Genomic DNA, 17,256 nt, shown 5'->3' with positions numbered 1-17,256 from the left:
CCCTAAAATCCTTGAAAGCCGCCAAACACCCGGTTCACAAGAAATGATGTAAATTTCGTCATCCAATCAAAGTATAACACGACCCCCATGGCAACCATAAGAAAACCGCCTGATTTCATGATCTGCACATTGTACCGTTTAATACTGCTTAGTTTATCCAAAAAGAAGCTTAAAAAGAAAAACGGAACAGCAAAACCGAGCACATAGCAGCCCATATACAGCATCCCAGCTCCCGGGTTGGAGACCGCGAGTGCAATCACCGCACCGAGGATGGGTCCGGTACACGGTGTCCATCCGGCAGAGAATCCAATTCCGATCAACACTGAACCCAGATATCCCGTCGGCCGGTTTCTAAATGTGAGCTTCCTGTCTTTCATTAAAAAAGCAGGCTTAAATACACCAAGCACCAGAAGTCCAAAAACGACGATGATAATAGCGCCAAACTGACGGAGGAAATCTTTGTATTGCGCAAACAAACCGCCGATGTACGATGACGATAGTCCAAGCACGAAGAATATAATCGAAAATCCGAGCAGGAAATAAAACGTGTGCAGCAGCGCCTGCTTCTTTTTCATCCCATGTTCTTCTTTCAGATCCCGGACCGAGATACCGGTGATGTAGGAAAGAAAGGCTGGATAAAGCGGCAGACAGCAGGGTGAAATAAAGGAAAGCAATCCTGCTCCGAAAGCGAGCCAAATATTTAAGTCCATTGTGTCGACTCCTCTATATGTAATACTTTAAGTTTAAATGAAAGTGGACCTGTTCTTCAATGAAAAAAGGATTTTCTAACCCACCTCTTCCGAAAGTTTGTCTTTTTGTTGAAGAGCATACATTTTATAATAAAGCCCTTTCATTTGAATCAATTGCTGGTGAGTTCCCCGTTCCACAATTTCTCCTTTGTGAAGGACAAGAATCAGGTCGGCATCCTGAATGGTTGACAGCCGGTGGGCAATGGCGATGGTGGTTCTTCCTGCCCTCATTTTTTGCAGGGCATGCTGAATCGCATTTTCTGTTTGCGTATCGATATTCGCGGTGGCTTCATCCAGAATAAGGATCTTAGGCTCAAAAGCCATCGTACGGGCAAATGTAATGAGCTGGCGCTGACCAGTAGAGAAGGTCGACCCCCTCTCGCCGATTTCCTGATCATAACCTTCTTGCAATTTTTCGATAAATTCGGAAGCCTGTACGAAAGCCGCTGCCTCCTTCACCCGCTCCCTTGTAATGTTCGTATTGAATAAGGAGATGTTATGAGAGATAGTACCGGCAAAAAGAAATGAGTCTTGCAGTACCAGTCCCATTTTGCTTCTTAATTCATGATTATCGTAAAATGACAGCGGAACCGAATCGATTGTAATCTCTCCCTGCCCCAGTTCATAAAACCTCATCAACAAATTGGTGATCGAGCTTTTGCCGCTGCCGGTATGCCCGACAAGTGCCACCGTTTCACCGGGGCGGACATGAAACGAAATATTTTTTAGAACAGGGTGCTTGCCATCATAGGAGAACGTAACATTTTTAAACTCAATGTCCCCCTCGGTAATGACAGGATGACAGTCGCCCTCTGCCCCTGGAGCTTCATCATTTTCGTCCAGCAGTTCAAACATCCTGACTCCGGCAATAATCGCCTGCTGAAACATCGACAGCCTCATCATGAGCATGTTGACGGGTTCAAAAAAGCGGTCCATATAATTGACGAACGCATAAATGACGCCAATTTCAACCGGGCTCGAAAATGATTTGATACCAAAAAATGAAAGAACAATCATGATGGCGAGAACATACACAAGATCCACCGCGGGCCTAAGCAATAGGCCATTGTATTTAATATTTTTCATCCATGCTTCATTATGTTCCCTGTTCACATCCGCAAACTCTTTTTTGAGCCGCTTCTGCTGGTTAAAGACTTGGACAATGCTCATTCCCTGCAGAGACTCATTAAGCTTGGCATTCAGTTCACTGAGTTTTTCGCGCATATGCAAAAACGATTGGGAGCTGAATTTTCGGTACAAGACCATGATGAAAGCAATCACCGGCAACAGCACCAGGCAGAACAATCCCAATTTTACGTTCAAGTAAAACATCGCGATAAATATGCCTGCTAAATATACGATATTCTGGACAAACGCGGAAAGAACACTCACATAAAAATCCTTGATCGCTTCTGTGTCGTTCGTTATTTTTGAAACAAGACTCCCCACAGGTGTACGGTCAAAAAAACGAAGCCCCAGGCTGTGCACCTTGGTAAACACATCGATTCTCATGCGCTGAATAATGTTCATAGCGGCCGTTTGGAACAAAACAAGCTGAATGTAATTCAAAATACATGACAATATGATAATACTGATGTATCCCAATGCCAAAAGAAGTATCACGGTATGATCAAAATGGCGCGGTGTCAGGTGATCATCGATAAATATTTTAATAAGTATCGGACCAAGAAGATCGGTTCCCGTCGCAATAATCAACAGTACAAAAGCTGCAATAAGCCTTTTCTGATCGCACTTTAAATAAGAGAGAAGCCGGTTGAACACAGCCCGCTGCTTGATTTCTTTCGTATTTGCCCGGTCCATGTTCATCCTCCTTTGGCGATCAATGATTCCAATGCCTGGCTTTCGTACGTATCCCTGTACCAGCCCGGTACCGCAATCAGTTCTTCATGTGTTCCTTTTTGGATTATCCTGCCCTCATCCAGCACAATGATCAGATCGGCATGGTCCACACTAGACAGTCTGTGAGCGGTAATGATCGTCGTTTTATCTTTCCGCTTGCCTTTCAGGTTTTTCAGAATGTTTTCTTCTGTCCTGGCATCAACGGCCGACAGGGAATCATCAAGAATAAGCAGCTCGGGATCGGTTAGCAGGGCACGCGCGATGGAAATCCGCTGTTTCTGCCCGCCGGAGAGAGTCACGCCGCGCTCGCCCACGACCGTTTCAAACCCGTCTTTAAATTGAACGATATCCTCGTAAACGGCCGCATCCTTTGAAGCCTGTTTGATTTCTTGAAATGAAGCATGATATTTTCCAAAGGCAATATTCTCCGCAACGGTTGCAGAAAAGAGAAAATGGTCCTGCGGCACATACCCGATGGCTTCTCTTACCGCATGAAGACGATAATCGTTTATATCATGTCCGGCCAGTATGATCTGATAATCTCCCACTTGAAACTCTTTGAGCAATAGCCGGCAGAGGGTTGTTTTTCCGCTGCCTGTCTTGCCCACAATCCCCATGGTTTTCCCTTCCGCCAGTTCAAAGTAAATGTCCTTTAGAGCCGCTGGACCATTTTCATCATATGAAAAAGATGTCAGCTTCATCTCAATCGATCCGGCAGGCGGCTCCTGTAATCCATCCTCTTTTTCAGAGATCACGTCATTGACTTTTAATAGAGCTGTCACGCGGTCATAGGAAGCTCTTCCTCTTTCAACAATATTAAACAACCAGCCAAATGCCAGCATTGGCCAGATCAGGAGACCAAGGTAGCTTGTAAAAGAGACAAGCTGTCCGATCGTGAGCTCTCCGTTTAAAACAAGGGAAGAGCCATAGGAAACCGCAAGAAAAAAAGAAACGCCGACAACGAGAGATATCGTCGGATCAAATAAAGCATCCACCTTGGCCACGGAAATATTTTTTTGGACCACATCCTTCGATAATGCTTTGAAGGCATCCACGTCCTGCTCTTCCTGTCCAAACGCTTTGATGACCCGTGCTCCCGAAATGCTTTCCTGCACTTTATCGTTCATCTCAGAGAAAGCTTCCTGCGCTTTATGGAAGCGCTCGTGCAGCATGGTACCATACCGGCTGGTTGACCAGGCCATGAACGGAAGCGGGAGCAGACTGATGAGCGTCAACTTCCAGCTGATGGTAGCAGCCATCGTAATCAGCGTAAAACCACCCATCATCGAGGAATCAACGAGCGTCAGCACCCCGTCCCCTGCTGTTTGCTGAATCGCCTGGAGATCATTGGTGGAGTGGGCCATCAAATCTCCTACTCTCTTTTTTTGATAAAAGCGGGGGGACATGTTCGTAAAATGGGTATAAAGCCGGTTCCTCAGCAGCAAAGCCAGTTGAATGGAGGCTCCGTAAATCAGAACTCTCCAGAAAAAACGCAATAAGTATACAATAACCGCGACCAACGCCAGAATCAGCATGTAACTCCCCAGCTGTTTTCCGGTCAACGAATTACTTTTTATATGATCAACCGTATAGCCAATGATTTTTGGCGGAACCAGAAGGCACAGCGACACAAGCGCAAGCAAAGCAATTCCGGTCAGGTACCTTCTTTTTTCCTGTTTAAAGTACCACATCAAATCCATAAACACATTCAAGCCCAACATCCCCTTCCCCCAAAAACACCCTCTTTATTTTACCAAATAATGAAAATTTTAAAAATCATTTCTGCAATAAAAAAAGCCACCCTACAGTCCACATGGACCATAAGGCGGCTTATTACGAGATCTAAGAAGAACAAATCCGGTATCAAGGATAAAGATGAACTTAACCAGTGACGTAAGAAATGATCAACTCTCTATCGTCGTTGAAGATAAATCAGCTTGTCACTGATTTATTACTTCATTTGTTTGTTCATTGCCTGCATCATTTGGTTAATTTTCTTTTGGGGAGTTTGCATCAAAGTTGACCCAAATCCCTTGGTATTATTGGCTTTTTCTAACCCTGTCCGAAGCCTATTTCCTATGAGAAAACTGTACCATTTTACATAAAGCTTGTCTACATTTATTCCCTTATGGCTAAAAGCATTGGTGTATCTTTCGTTAGTTGGTTGATGAATCTTCCCCAAAATCTTTCTTTTAGAAAAATCACCCTATGGAAAATTAACCTTGTGTAATTGTTTTGTGTAAATCATGACATAAAAAAAGAAGCCCGTTAAGAATTCGTAGCAGCCAGTAGGTATAAGCTAGAATAAGGTGGACATAACTTTAGAAGTAGTCCTCCTACCTCTTCTTTGGATAAGCAAAAAATACTTCCTAAATTCTTTAAGTAAACTTGTTTGAAAACTCCTTGCCCCCGTAAGGCTTTTCAAGCGGTTTGTTCAAAGAAATAAACGGAAGTATTTTTTGTTATGGATGGATTTATGGTTGGCTGTAGCAAGGGATTGTTTCGGGAAACCTTTTTCGATTTTTTCTTACTTGTTGATGCCCCCACCTATGCCTTTTGAGGGTAATCTTTATCATTAGTTAAGGTGACATAACCTGCTTTGTCTCCTTTACTTTGTATACTTTTTAAAAAGATAAACTTTCTTACTCTAGTTGTTTCGTAAAAATGGGACTCCTCATTTACTTTAAATGTATTTTGAATAAATTGGAACTTTTCACCTACTTGTGTTTCATAGTCAATCTTAACGTGTCTTACAAAATACCCTGAACCCTTCATTTCTAAGCTATCGAGGGGTATGTATACTTCTTCTTCCTTATTGAGTATAGGTAAAGAAATATCCAATAACCATATTTGCGTTCCATTTTTAGCCTCTTTTAAAACCACCTTAACACGACAACTTGTAATTATACTCTTCCCGAACGGTTTAATCTGAAGATAGGTTATAGGTACGGGAGGTAAAGTATTGTCTAATAATCCCTCTTCTAATGTTGCAAACTGTTTAGGTGTAATCATTTTACTGCCCGTCTTTAATGTTGGACAGCCTTTCAGCCTATAGTTATGAACTATTGTACCAACGTCAAGGAAAGTACGATACTCTAACTTCTTGTCCCAATTACTTCCTAGCCTTGCGAAGAAAAATGCCAGTACGGGAACAATGAATACTGACCAATCTTTTATCCAACCCCATACCCCTTGTAATGTCACCGTTAACCAACCCGCTTCCATCATAATAATTCACTGTCCTCTTTTGATTACAATTGTCCAAAGCGAGGAAATATCCGACTTATATCTAATTTTTTGCCGTCAGATTTCAGACCACCCTTTACTCTTTCCTGATTCAACTTCCTGCCCTTGGTTGAAACTAAGTTAATAAATACAGTCTCTTTCAAAATTTTTTTATCGTTAAAATCAGCAGATATTAACAATGCATTATTATCAGTAAACTTCTTAACTAGGACATATTTTTGACTTTTCAAATTAATCGTTAAATAATCCTCTTTATGTTTTGCTTGCGTATACCCTAAATATGGACATAACCACATAAGCCCTGTTATAAATACAGGAATAATAAATGCCATTAAAAAGATTAATTTATTTATTTTTATCGTACTTTTAAAGTTCCAAAAATCACTCTTCTTAACTTCAAATTCTAATCTCTCTAATTCCAGTTCCTTTAAAGCAACTATTATAACTAGAATGGCACATATAAAAGAAATAAATGGTATAGAGGAACCTATCACATCGCTTACCCCTACTTCTATAAAATCAGCATTATAAATGCCGTAATAACTTAAATATCCAAATTGACTGAGAAACGAACTCACATATGATATGAGGGTTATAACTGCTAAAATAATGCCCGAATCCGTAACCATTTTTTGTAGAGATTCCACTTAATTTACCTTCTTTCAAATTCAATTTATCCTAATTTAATTCTACATGATAAACCCACATTTTTACATTTATTTTTTTACATAAAAAAGGGAAGCTACCAGTTTTAGGTAACCTCCCGTTAAATCATACTTCAATAAATTCAGCGTCAATAATCGTTCTATAGTCTTTTTCGTCTTCTTCAATGATGTCAATAACAAAATGTGTTTGCTGAACTTCAACCTTGTTAACAAATGCCCCTTGGAATTTACCAAGCAACTCTACTGCCCTGACTCTATCCCTTAACGGTGGTTTAACCTTTCGTATGTTCCCCTTAAGGTCTATCATCTCGTCCTTATAATCGGGGTCAAGCATGAAATTCAATTCTTCCTGAAGCTGTACGGCACTTCGTATCTTCTCCACTGGAACAATGGACATAAGGTGGTTTACCTCTTGCTGTACAAGTTCATTTTGAAGATAGCCATAACAAGTTTTATTGGATAAGCCTATTTGTTTCGCTGTTTCTGCTACGTTTCCCCTATTCGCTATATAACTAACGGCAAACTTTCTCATATTTTCGGTTAATGTTTTCTTTCTAGCCATGATTAGAATCTCCCTACATAAGTTTTTATACCGTTATCCTCAAGGCTGTATACGTATCCTGAAGCACATTCCTTAGAATAGTACGATTGATTAAAACGTCTGTTTGCTTCAATAATGACTTCCTGAAGCGTTCCTTCTATATAGTAATGCAGTAGGCACTGCCCATTAAGCTTGAATTGTATCTGAAACATTGTCTTTTACTTCCTTTCCTAGATACTTCCAGTCAAATTTAAACGGTTCGGGTTTAGGCATTGGTTTAGGCTTCCGTTGTCTGTCACCTGTTTGAATAAGCTGTTCCTGAAGTTCCTGGGTGTATCGAATCCATCGTTTTGGACAGCCTTTCTTGTCATTAATAATTACTGAATACCAGTTTAAAGAATCAATGTTCGTGTATTTCTGAAGCTTAGAATAATATCTAAGGTAAACATCATCATTCGGGTATACCGTTACTGATTGGAAATGTAGTCCTCTTTTTTTGTCTACCCTTGAAGCAAGCCGTATCTTTTTAAATGTGTGAATCATCATGCTGTCCGTTCCCCCTAAAATTAAAATAAGGCTGCCCGAAGGCAACCTGTCTTTATTCGATTCCTGTATCAAGATAGCTTGCTGACATTCCAACTTCAGTTTCAAGTTCTGATATTTCAGCATTAAGCTGTTCTAGTTCACGACCAATTGCCATTTTACCTTCTGTAGAAGTTGCATGCTGATATTCCTTCATCTCTCTGGTTAAACCCTTTTTGTAATCATCGAATGAGTCATAAGCATTACTTACTTCAGGTGTAGCATGATACTCCGCTTCATATTCCACTGTGGGCCTGTTTAGTCCCATTTCAAACAGTTTTGAGTCCATTCCATTAGCTATAACTGCACCGTCAAAGTAACTTTGTGTCATTGTCGGATTGTATGCACCATGTTCAATAGCCATTGAGATAGACGGGAACTCACTGTCAAAGGCTTTTCTTTCTGCATCACCCATAGCTGAATACGTCATAGCGGTAACAGGCTTCATTTTGGTTACCTTGCCATTGTCAGATACTTCATACATTGAAACAACATCGTATAGCTTAACGAACTTAGTTTGACCACGTTCACTTGAGAAGGTTGTCCTATGGTTCATGGCTTCAAGTTGTTGTTTACGTGCCTGTTTTTCCATCAAGCTAGTCTTAAGGGTGTTCATTTGAATTTCTGCTTGTTTTCTAATTTGTCTTCCTAGTGGAGTATTATCCCGTTGCTGTTGCAACTGTACCATTTTTGTCAGGCTTGCAATTTGTGCTTCCATTTGTTTCATGTTCATAATTATTCAATCCCCTTTTATATTAGTTTTTAGCGGTTAAACCTCTATCAAATCGTTTTAAGATTCTTGTCAATATTTTGACTTCTTTTTCTAAATTAGTGTTTTCTTTAGTGAGTCGCTTGTTATCTTCAATTAATTTACCCATATACCGGAAATCCTCATTGTTCAATGTCTCTGACCTCCTATCGGTTAAAAGTGTAGCTATTGGGCAGTTTTTTAACTTTAATACGGTAAGCAATAGTAACACCCTCGGAGTCTTTTTCATCCTGTAAAAGTGAAGCTATAGCAACGTTTTTTAGACGTTTGATATGTTTTGGTACTGTGCTATAAATAACAAATTGTTTGGTAACCGGTTCATACAAGATAACCGTTTCCTGTTCCTCTAAGCTGTAGTAACTCATGTTTCTTCCCCCGTTAAACTCATATTGTTTATTCAACCCATGCCGAAGAATGGGCTGTAAAGTGATACGAATCATGTTCATACCGGGAAGGTGCTTAAGGTGTTAACAGAAGTGCTTTGTCCCACTCCAAAACACTCCATAGAAGAACCAACCGTTTGCTTAAGGTGACTCTACGTACTGTTCACCACAGTTGGTTATTTTAGCAATGCTTAGAAATAGAATGGCTTGGATTTCATCCAGAAAGAAGTCTTATTACAACTCCTTTGTAATGTTATTTAAAGGTATTTAAACCTCCATAGAAGGAACCTTATGCAACTAAGATTCCCTCTAGCAAGTCTAAAAAGGGTAACATCCTATGGCTGTAGGAAGTATGCAGAAAAGATTATTTCTAACCTCTCCAGTGAAGCATTTAGGAAAAGGGAAAAACCTAAATACTTCTAGCAAAGGAGGAATAATCATGACTGAGTTTCAACCGTATTTCTACGGCCTTTGAGAAGTCCGTTATTTAAACAGGCTTCCTAAGACTTTAGAAATGTTAGTACATCCAGTCCTTCCGTAACTCTTTACACAAGGAATAAGCATTTGACTCCCTGCTATCGATACCGTTACGGGACTTGATAAGGATTCCTTTCTCACATAAGCTTGCTACCTGCTTACGAACGTTACGGACATTGTATCCAGTTAACTCTGCTAGGTCTGAATAGGAAGCACATACTGTACTGCATTGTTCCTGCTTCATAATTGCCATGATAGTTGAAACTGTTTCCGCTTCACCTTTACTGATTCTTAAAATTTCCATAATAATATCGAACTCCTTCTTAAAATACTTCTGCATAGTCAGTTAGTTCCTTGCCATCAACTGTGACACCCAGAACCTCTTTTCTAGGTTTAACGGTGTACCGTAACGGCTTTTTAGGTGCTTGGGATGGAATAATTTCATTAACGAATATCTTTGTAGGTTTGTTAGCACCTTGTGACTTCATTTCCCACAAGCCATACTTTTCTAATTCCTTACGAATATTGATAGCCTTTTGCTTACCACATTCCATATCTTCCATCACCTGAACAACGGAATAGAATATAAAATGCTGTTTATGTTCATAATCAAACCATGTTCCATCTGAAGCATGATTTAATTTAGAAAGTTGTAATGTATCCAGTGAGTAAGAATATACAATCTTCGCATCTGAAGATAATCCTTTATAATGTTTGTTGCCTTTGAATACTTTCGGTAATTTTACAAATGATTGTGTTACGGATAGCGATTTATCCATGAGACATTCTCCTTAGTTTTATTTAGGGTTTAAATAACCCTTATACTTATTAATCAAGTGGACTACCTCATTTTGCACAATGAAATTGAAAAAAAGTTTGAATTTTTTTTATCCTCATTGCCCCTACTATATAAACGAGTGAGACCGTCAGCTATACACAATGAAATCAGGATATTTTTTATCCCTATACTTATATAACGAGTGGTGACTCTACTTCTGTACCCCTGTTAGGAAAAATAAGTTAGGATATTTTTTATCCATACTAGTTAATAAAGTGAGACCGTCATCTTTGCACAATTTTTCAGACAATTTGTTAGGATTTTTTTTATCCCATACTATATAAGCAAGTGAGACTGTCAGCTATACACAATGAAATTGAAAAAAAGTTTTATTTATTTTGGGAAAATAAAAAAGGCAGCCGTTCCGGGCTACGCTGTGTTTTCTCTCTTATATAAACCTTTATTCTTATTCTCTTCTTTACCGTCTAACGGTGTATTATCTATAAAGCATTATTTCTTAATCCATATATAGTCCGTTAGGACAGTCACTTATTATTTAAGTCTTGTTTATTAAGTCTTATTAATTAAGTCTTATTCGGGTATGAAAATCGTACCTCAGGGGTATGAAAACCGTACCTCAAGGGTATGAAAATCGTACCTCAGGAAATTTCCCAATAAAAAAGAGACTGCCGTCAGGCAACCTCTTTTATGTCTTTTATTCATTTTTCCCTGCTTCAATAAGAAGAAAAGTAGCTGTAATTATGTGAAGAATCATTCCCACAACGGGGATAAAACCAACACCTGAAGCAATAATACCTAGAATGTGTCCTGTTCTTTTTCTGCCATCCTTTATTGTCAGTATTAACGACACAATATGTAAAGCTAACATTATTACTAACGGTGTCCAATAAAGACTGACGATAAACATTCCACCAAGGATTGGTATTCCCCAAAAGGCTTCTAAGCCACCTGCTACCCATTTTAAAATTCTAGTTGCACCCATCCTGTTCACTCCCCCATTTATAATAAAAAGACTGACTTTCTAACAGCCAGCCTTTCACACACTTATTTCAGTTTAATTTGCTTATATTCTCCACCTGACCAACCAAAGCCGGAAGATACTTCAAGGTTGTACTTCTTAGCTTCTGTTGGTAGTTCAAATACTACTTTACCCTTTTTTGTCAGGTTTGGATTAATATCCTGTAAGAAGAAACCAATATCCCCATCATTTACATACATGTCTAGTTCAGCATCTGCTTCATATTCGGTATCATCAGCAGTTTTGATTTTGAACATGTTAGAATCAGCCATACGTGCCTTCTTGTCACCGTTCTTAATGGATAGTTCTACTACTGTATACTTGCCTTCAGTTGTTTTATTGCCTAATGGTGAAGTAAGCTTATTTGTCTCGTTTACACCTAGAACCTTATATGTAAACTTACCTACTTTTACATCCTGACCAACCGCAAAAGATTTCTTAGCAGGTGCTTTCTTAACTTCCTTCTTCTCAGCAGGTTTAGCACTTGCAGTTTCTGTTGTACCAGAAGTTGAAGCACTATCATCTCCACCGCCCATATTAGCAGCGATGATTACTACAAAGATAACTAATACCCAAAACCAAACCCTTTTGAAAATTGGCTTTTTAACTTTTTCCTTTTTTGCCATTATCCCTATAATCCCCCTATAAATTGTTTTTGTTCCCAAAGTGAATTGTAACACGTAAGAAACATTATTGGAATATATTTTTATAAGCCTTTAGTACTAAAATTATATTTTAAGGGCATGAAATTATGTCTATTTAATGAAATGGTTTTGTAAAATAGACGGTATTAATTACATAGAGAACTATTGTTTACCAAGTTCTATAGTTTCATTTTACCAAGTTCTATAGTATTTGAATGAAATGAATCACCAATTTATATTTTGGGAAAATAATTCCCAGCCCCGATTTAGAAAATGAGAATATTATATACATTGATACCCACACCCAATTTAATTCGATTTTTTAAAGCACCCCCTACCGGTAGTCGGACTGTTCAAATAACAAAACTTAAGGCAAGGTGTTAGTGTTAATGATTAGTTAAATGCCTTAGTGTTATGTGTTGTTATAAGACTTGTATGAAGGTGGTATATGAATAGACATGTTATATTCATACAGGGTTATGCGTGCAACAATAGTATTGTCTTATGTAGCAAGGATGTCGGTATTCCCTTTATATGTAAGTGGTTCTAAGGTTGCAGAATGATAACTTTATTTTCAGAAGTTACGGTTACGCATATGGCAATAACCCTAGTCATATCAAGGGTTCTATAAATTCCATACATAAAATCTTAAGGGTAATTCCCTTCAATATTTTTACCCATAAAAAAGAGGAACCCGTCAAAGGTTCCTTGTCTTACGACTTTTCAGTTTCAGCTGAACGGCTTGGAATAACTCTTCATCAATAATAGCAGTATGTGCTTTATAATTAATAAAGGTTTCCTCAAGATACTTAGATGTATAGGCAGCTTCCCCCAAGTATGTCCTGTTCCTCAATATCCGAGATACCTTGGATGAAGTAAACCCAGGCAACTCCCCTGCTATTCCCCTTGTAGTATAGCCTTCCTTGTATTTCTGGAAGACATAACCCACTGTGTTAGCATCCTTATTCGGTACAAGCTTCTTAGTAGCTAAATCGCGGGTATATCCAAAAGGTACTTTACCGATGAATGCCCCTGAATTTATAGCCCTTCTCTTTCCATACTCAATTTTTGTGACGGTGTTATCATACTCAAAGTCATTGAAGATTGCCTTAATTTTGCTGACTAACATGGATTGTTTGTCCAAAAGGTTTATCTCACCATTCAATAGCGTTATAAGACGTACTTTCTTCTTCTTAAGAAAACTATAGAACTGCAAGGCTTCAGAATCGGTACGTGTTAAACGAGAATCATCTATAATATAGACTACCTTTATCTTCCCTGCTTCAATGTCCTGCTTCATTCTGACATACTCTTCCCTTAATTTATTCCGGGAACTGGCTTCATTATCGTTGTAGACCTCATAAGGTTCATCTAAAGCCTTTACAGTATCAACTAATTCCTTGACCTGTCTCTCAAATTTATTCATTTCCTTGATGGATGATTTACGTAAGTATACGGCATTAGTCTTCATACTATCTGTTCCTACCCATGTTCATTAATGGACTTGAAGCAATGGCTTTATCGAATAATTGTTCTTTACTCATGGACTGTAAATATCGTTGTGTTACGGTAATATCTGAATGTCCCATGATTTGGCTTAAGCTATATACATCGACCCCATTAGTTAAAGCTTGGACAGCATAGAAATGACGGAAAGTATGTGGACTGACTCTTTTGTTTTGAACTCCTGCCCGTTCCCCTGCTACCTTTACCACTTTGTGAAGCCCTGTATGAGAGATTTCCCTGCCTTGATAAGATAAGAAGTACCTATCATCATAAGCAATGTGTTCTTTGAAATACTGGCTTTTAAGCCGTTCATACTTAATCAAGATTCTCTTAAGAGTAGGGCTGACAAATACCATTCTTTGTTTGTTACCCTTCCCGTCTACAAGAAGAGAAGTATCCTTAACATTCTTTGACTTCAGTCCTCTTATTTCCATAGCCCTTAAACCACAATCAGCCATTATAGCAATCATTGCTTTGTTTCTTGCTTCAATGTAATCCTTATAAGAAAAGGCATCAATCATCGTCTGAACTTCTTTCTCGGTAAATCCATTCAGAACTTTCTTAGGAACTCTTGGCAGTTCTACCCTTCGAGAGATGTTTTCTCTCAAGTATTCCTCTTTGTAACACCAATTGAAGAATGCCTTAATCATTTTGAACATGGTAACTATGCTTTGTGGCTGTAGTCCGTCCTGCTGCTGTTTGTATCTCATGTATGCCCTTAAATCATGGACGGTGATGCTTTCCAGTTCGGTAAGACCTCTCTTCTCCTTAAGGAAAAGATTTAACTGCTTATACTCCTGACGTTTGTTTATCATCGTCTTTTTCGTAAATCCTTTGGCAAGACAGTGATACAAGTATTCTTCTAAAACTTCTTCGAACAACATAAAAAAACCACTTCCTTTTGGTTAAGTTTCCATAGGAAAAGTGGTTTCGGACTAGTTAAAATGTAAGCTTAACCAAACTGAAGTAAAATCCTGATGTAAGATTCACTACTACGGATAATTTGGTGTAAACCGTAGTGTAAATTTCACATCAAGCTTTACAAAACCCTTGATGTATAAGGATTTCTTACTTCATTTGTTTGTTCATTGCCTGCATCATTTGGTTAATCTTCTTCTGGGACGGTTTCTGGCCCATTTGCATCATCATGACCCGAAGCATGTTTTCATTAATTGGCGGATTTTTTTGCAGATAACTCATCATGTATTTGCGGGCAATGAAAAAGCCGATAGCTACGCCTGCAAGAAGCGCTAGAATACCCACAAGGATATAATAAAACATAGTAAAACTTCCTCCTTCATGTTGTCTAGCACTAGTTTACTATAAAGTGATAAACATATACAAGATGGACACTAAAATATTTATGAGCCGTACCCTGTCCTCGGTTTCAACGGATTCAGCCACCCATAACGGTAATATTTAAAATCCATGGCAAAAAAACAGCGCTCGTATTTGCGCATCGTTTCAAAAATGATCGTTTCCGCCTCAAAACCACCCACACTCTGAAGAATGAGGTAGCGTTCTGAGAAGCTGAGCCGGGCAGAACTATTGTCACTTTCCAGTAAAAAGGAATGAATCTCTGTGTGAAACCCCTTCTTCGAGAGGAGCATTTGCTTTAAAAAGGTTTGTAAAGGATCAACATGTAGCGGAGACGTGATGTACTCGATTTGCTTTTGCAGGACATCCTTCTGAGCGGTAAAGGTTTTGTATTCCTCTAAAAAGAGCTGAAAAAGCTTTGACTCTTTTCCAAAGTATCGTTCAGCAACTTCATCTTTTAGCTTATAAATGAAATACTCTCTCAAGCCCCCGCCACCTACTCTCTCTTTTTTCCCCAGTATAAAGCATGTCCTAAAAAAAAGTTGTCTGATGTTGAAGATTGAAATCACTACTTTTGTCGAACGCAAAAAGACCCGGAGGATTTCCTCCGGGCCATTTTTTATTATTTCAACAATGCTTTAACTTTGTTAGAAACATTTTCAACAGTGAAGCCGTACTCTTCGATGATTTTGTTTCCTGGTGCAGAAGCGCCAAACTTATCAATCGCTAATACGTCTCCTTCAAGTCCAACATATTTATGAAGGCCTTGAGAAGCAGCCATTTCAATGCCAAGGCGTGCACGCACAGAAGAAGGGAATACACTTTCTTTGTATTCAGCAGATTGCTGTTCAAATCGGTCCCAAGAAGGCATGGAAACGACAGAAACGTTGATTCCTTCTTCTTTCAGTGATTTCTGAGCTTCAACTGCAAGGCTGACCTCAGATCCGGAAGCAAGAAGAATCGCTTGTGGAGTTCCTTCCGCTTCTGAAATGATATAAGCACCTTTTTTAACGTTCTCATATGCATTTTCTTTTGTTCCAGGCAAAATCGGAAGAGCTTGCCTTGTAAGCACAAGAGCCGTTGGTGTATCTGTGCTTTCAAGAGCCAATTTCCATGCTGCCACAGATTCATATGCATCCGCAGGACGGATGACAGACAATCCAGGCATCGCACGAAGTGACGCAAGCTGTTCAACCGGTTCATGAGTAGGTCCGTCTTCCCCAACAGCCACACTGTCATGTGTGAATACGAAGGTTACAGGAAGCCCCATGATGGACGCAAGGCGAATGGCCGGACGCAAGTAATCGGAGAATACGAAGAATGTTGCGCCAAAAACTTTTAATCCGCCATGGAGCGCCATACCGTTGACCGCAGCACCCATTGCGAATTCACGAACACCAAACCAGATGTTGCGTCCGCTGTAATCTTCGCGGCTGAAATTGGTTTCACCTTTTAGCATGGTGTTGTTGGATCCCGCAAGGTCAGCAGAACCACCAAACAGCCAAGGAATGTTTTGAGCAAAAGCATTTAATGCATTCCCTGATGAAGCACGTGTTGCGATCGCTTTATCAAACTCAGGAAGGTTTGCATCAAAGTTTTCTGGAAGCTTGTTGTCAATTGCCAACTTTAATTGAGCAGCTGCTTCGCTGTGCTCTTTTTCATAGCGGGCAAACAAGTCATTCCATTCTGCTTCTTTCTTTTGGTTTTCTTCTTTTACTGAAGCAAAATGATCTCTCACTTCGTCCGGAACGTAAAAGTCTTCTTCAAATACCCAGTCATACGCTGCTTTCGTCAGTTTAACTTCATCTGATCCAAGCGGTGCACCGTGGGAAGCTGATTTACCGGATTTGTTTGGAGATCCAAAACCAATAACGGTTTTAACTTCAATAAGTGTTGGATGTTTTGTATCTTTTTTCGCTTCAGCGATCGCATTTTCGATCTCTTTCAGATCAGTGCCGTCTTCGACACGAATCACTTGCCAGCCATAGGCTTTAAAACGATCCTGCACGCTTTCAGAGAAAGAAAGGTCCAAATCACCATCAAGTGAAATATCGTTGGAATCATACATAACAACCAGTTTACCAAGACCAAGGTGTCCTGCAAGAGAAGCTGCTTCAGCAGATACACCTTCCATTAGGTCTCCATCACCACAGATAGCGTAAGTATGGTGGTCAACCACTTCAAAGCCATTCTTGTTGTAAGTCGCAGCGAGGTGGCGTTCAGCCATTGCCATACCAACAGCCATCGCAATACCTTGTCCGAGTGGTCCGGTTGTGGCATCAACACCAGCAGTGTGACGGTATTCCGGATGTCCAGGGGTCTTGCTTCCCCACTGTCGGAATTCTTTAAGGTCATCCATGGAAAGATCATAGCCGGATAAGTGAAGCAGGCTGTATAAAAGCATGGAACCGTGTCCTGCAGACAGTACAAAACGGTCACGGTTGAACCATTGCGGGTTCTCAGGATTGTGGTTCATGAACTTTGTCCAAAGGCTGTAAGCCATAGGTGCGGCACCCATAGGCATTCCCGGGTGACCCGATTTGGCTTTTTCGATGCTATCTATAGCCAAAGTTCGAATTGTGTTAATTGATAATTGATCAATTGAAGCAGTAGACATTAATTTCATCATCCCTTCATCTACATATGAACATATGTAAAAGATTTGTCGATTCAATCATAAACATTTTGGCCTGTTTATAC

At 39.6% G+C, this 17,256-nt stretch carries 19 protein-coding genes; all 19 read right to left on the bottom strand.

What is annotated here, in order from left to right:
- Window positions 1–2: 2 nt before the first annotated feature.
- The 19 genes from QNH15_RS12120 to tkt all read right to left on the bottom strand — a co-directional run bounded on the left by QNH15_RS12120 (window position 3) and on the right by tkt (window position 17,173).
- A complete protein-coding gene (locus QNH15_RS12120; RefSeq protein ID WP_090233442.1) occupies window positions 3–710 on the bottom strand; it encodes a cytochrome c biogenesis CcdA family protein in 708 nt (235 codons plus the stop codon).
- Window positions 711–785: 75 nt separating this feature from the next.
- Complete coding sequence (locus QNH15_RS12115) at window positions 786–2,576, bottom strand: ABC transporter ATP-binding protein (RefSeq protein WP_430667144.1); 1,791 nt, start codon at window positions 2,574–2,576, stop codon at window positions 786–788.
- Window positions 2,573–4,321: an ABC transporter transmembrane domain-containing protein gene (locus tag QNH15_RS12110; RefSeq protein WP_283894941.1), complete on the bottom strand. Its 1,749-nt coding sequence runs from the start codon at window positions 4,319–4,321 to the stop codon at window positions 2,573–2,575. The genes QNH15_RS12115 and QNH15_RS12110 overlap by 4 nt, the downstream gene beginning before the upstream one ends.
- A gap of 835 nt (window positions 4,322–5,156) precedes the next feature.
- Window positions 5,157–5,837 (bottom strand): hypothetical protein, encoded by a 681-nt coding sequence (locus QNH15_RS12105; RefSeq protein WP_283894939.1) that lies wholly within the window; start codon window positions 5,835–5,837, stop codon window positions 5,157–5,159.
- A 23-nt stretch (window positions 5,838–5,860) separates the two neighbouring features.
- Window positions 5,861–6,502: a hypothetical protein gene (locus QNH15_RS12100; RefSeq protein ID WP_283894937.1), complete on the bottom strand. Its 642-nt coding sequence runs from the start codon at window positions 6,500–6,502 to the stop codon at window positions 5,861–5,863.
- Between the two features lie 124 nt (window positions 6,503–6,626).
- Complete coding sequence (locus tag QNH15_RS12095) at window positions 6,627–7,082, bottom strand: terminase small subunit (RefSeq protein WP_283894935.1); 456 nt, start codon at window positions 7,080–7,082, stop codon at window positions 6,627–6,629.
- 165 nt (window positions 7,083–7,247) lie between these two features.
- Window positions 7,248–7,607 (bottom strand): hypothetical protein, encoded by a 360-nt coding sequence (locus QNH15_RS12090; RefSeq protein WP_283894933.1) that lies wholly within the window; start codon window positions 7,605–7,607, stop codon window positions 7,248–7,250.
- Between the two features lie 52 nt (window positions 7,608–7,659).
- Window positions 7,660–8,376, bottom strand: a complete 717-nt coding sequence (locus tag QNH15_RS12085; RefSeq protein WP_283894931.1) for a hypothetical protein — start codon at window positions 8,374–8,376, stop codon at window positions 7,660–7,662.
- A gap of 22 nt (window positions 8,377–8,398) precedes the next feature.
- Entirely contained in the window at window positions 8,399–8,545 is a 147-nt protein-coding gene (locus tag QNH15_RS12080) for a hypothetical protein (protein ID WP_283894929.1), read from the bottom strand.
- Between the two features lie 13 nt (window positions 8,546–8,558).
- The gene (locus tag QNH15_RS12075) at window positions 8,559–8,777 is read right to left on the bottom strand and encodes a hypothetical protein (RefSeq protein ID WP_283894928.1); all 219 of its coding nucleotides are present in this window, start codon (window positions 8,775–8,777) and stop codon (window positions 8,559–8,561) included.
- 535 nt (window positions 8,778–9,312) lie between these two features.
- On the bottom strand, window positions 9,313–9,516 hold the full coding sequence (locus QNH15_RS26320) for a helix-turn-helix domain-containing protein (protein WP_488259975.1): 204 nt from the start codon (window positions 9,514–9,516) through the stop codon (window positions 9,313–9,315).
- 79 nt (window positions 9,517–9,595) lie between these two features.
- Window positions 9,596–10,051, bottom strand: a complete 456-nt coding sequence (locus QNH15_RS12070) for a replication initiator protein A (RefSeq protein ID WP_283894927.1) — start codon at window positions 10,049–10,051, stop codon at window positions 9,596–9,598.
- A 714-nt stretch (window positions 10,052–10,765) separates the two neighbouring features.
- Window positions 10,766–11,053: a hypothetical protein gene (locus QNH15_RS12065; protein WP_283894925.1), complete on the bottom strand. Its 288-nt coding sequence runs from the start codon at window positions 11,051–11,053 to the stop codon at window positions 10,766–10,768.
- Between the two features lie 62 nt (window positions 11,054–11,115).
- Window positions 11,116–11,715, bottom strand: coding sequence for a DUF4352 domain-containing protein (locus QNH15_RS12060; protein ID WP_283894924.1), 600 nt, complete (start codon window positions 11,713–11,715; stop codon window positions 11,116–11,118).
- 715 nt (window positions 11,716–12,430) lie between these two features.
- A complete protein-coding gene (locus QNH15_RS12055) occupies window positions 12,431–13,204 on the bottom strand; it encodes a recombinase family protein (RefSeq protein ID WP_283894922.1) in 774 nt (257 codons plus the stop codon).
- Window position 13,205: 1 nt separating this feature from the next.
- Window positions 13,206–14,123, bottom strand: coding sequence for a tyrosine-type recombinase/integrase (locus QNH15_RS12050; protein ID WP_283894920.1), 918 nt, complete (start codon window positions 14,121–14,123; stop codon window positions 13,206–13,208).
- A gap of 184 nt (window positions 14,124–14,307) precedes the next feature.
- Window positions 14,308–14,520: a YneF family protein gene (locus QNH15_RS12045; RefSeq protein WP_061969769.1), complete on the bottom strand. Its 213-nt coding sequence runs from the start codon at window positions 14,518–14,520 to the stop codon at window positions 14,308–14,310.
- Window positions 14,521–14,600: 80 nt separating this feature from the next.
- The gene (gene sirA / locus QNH15_RS12040) at window positions 14,601–15,041 is read right to left on the bottom strand and encodes a sporulation inhibitor of replication protein SirA (RefSeq protein WP_061969767.1); all 441 of its coding nucleotides are present in this window, start codon (window positions 15,039–15,041) and stop codon (window positions 14,601–14,603) included.
- A 137-nt stretch (window positions 15,042–15,178) separates the two neighbouring features.
- Complete coding sequence (tkt, locus tag QNH15_RS12035) at window positions 15,179–17,173, bottom strand: transketolase (protein ID WP_283894917.1); 1,995 nt, start codon at window positions 17,171–17,173, stop codon at window positions 15,179–15,181.
- Between the last annotated feature and the right edge of the window lie 83 nt (window positions 17,174–17,256).

Source organism: Fictibacillus enclensis (assembly GCF_030123385.1).
In the GTDB taxonomy this organism is placed as follows: domain Bacteria; phylum Bacillota; class Bacilli; order Bacillales; family Fictibacillaceae; genus Fictibacillus_C; species Fictibacillus_C enclensis.
The sequence above is the reverse complement of the archived record's forward strand: the minus strand, read 5'-3'. Positions and strand labels throughout refer to the sequence as shown.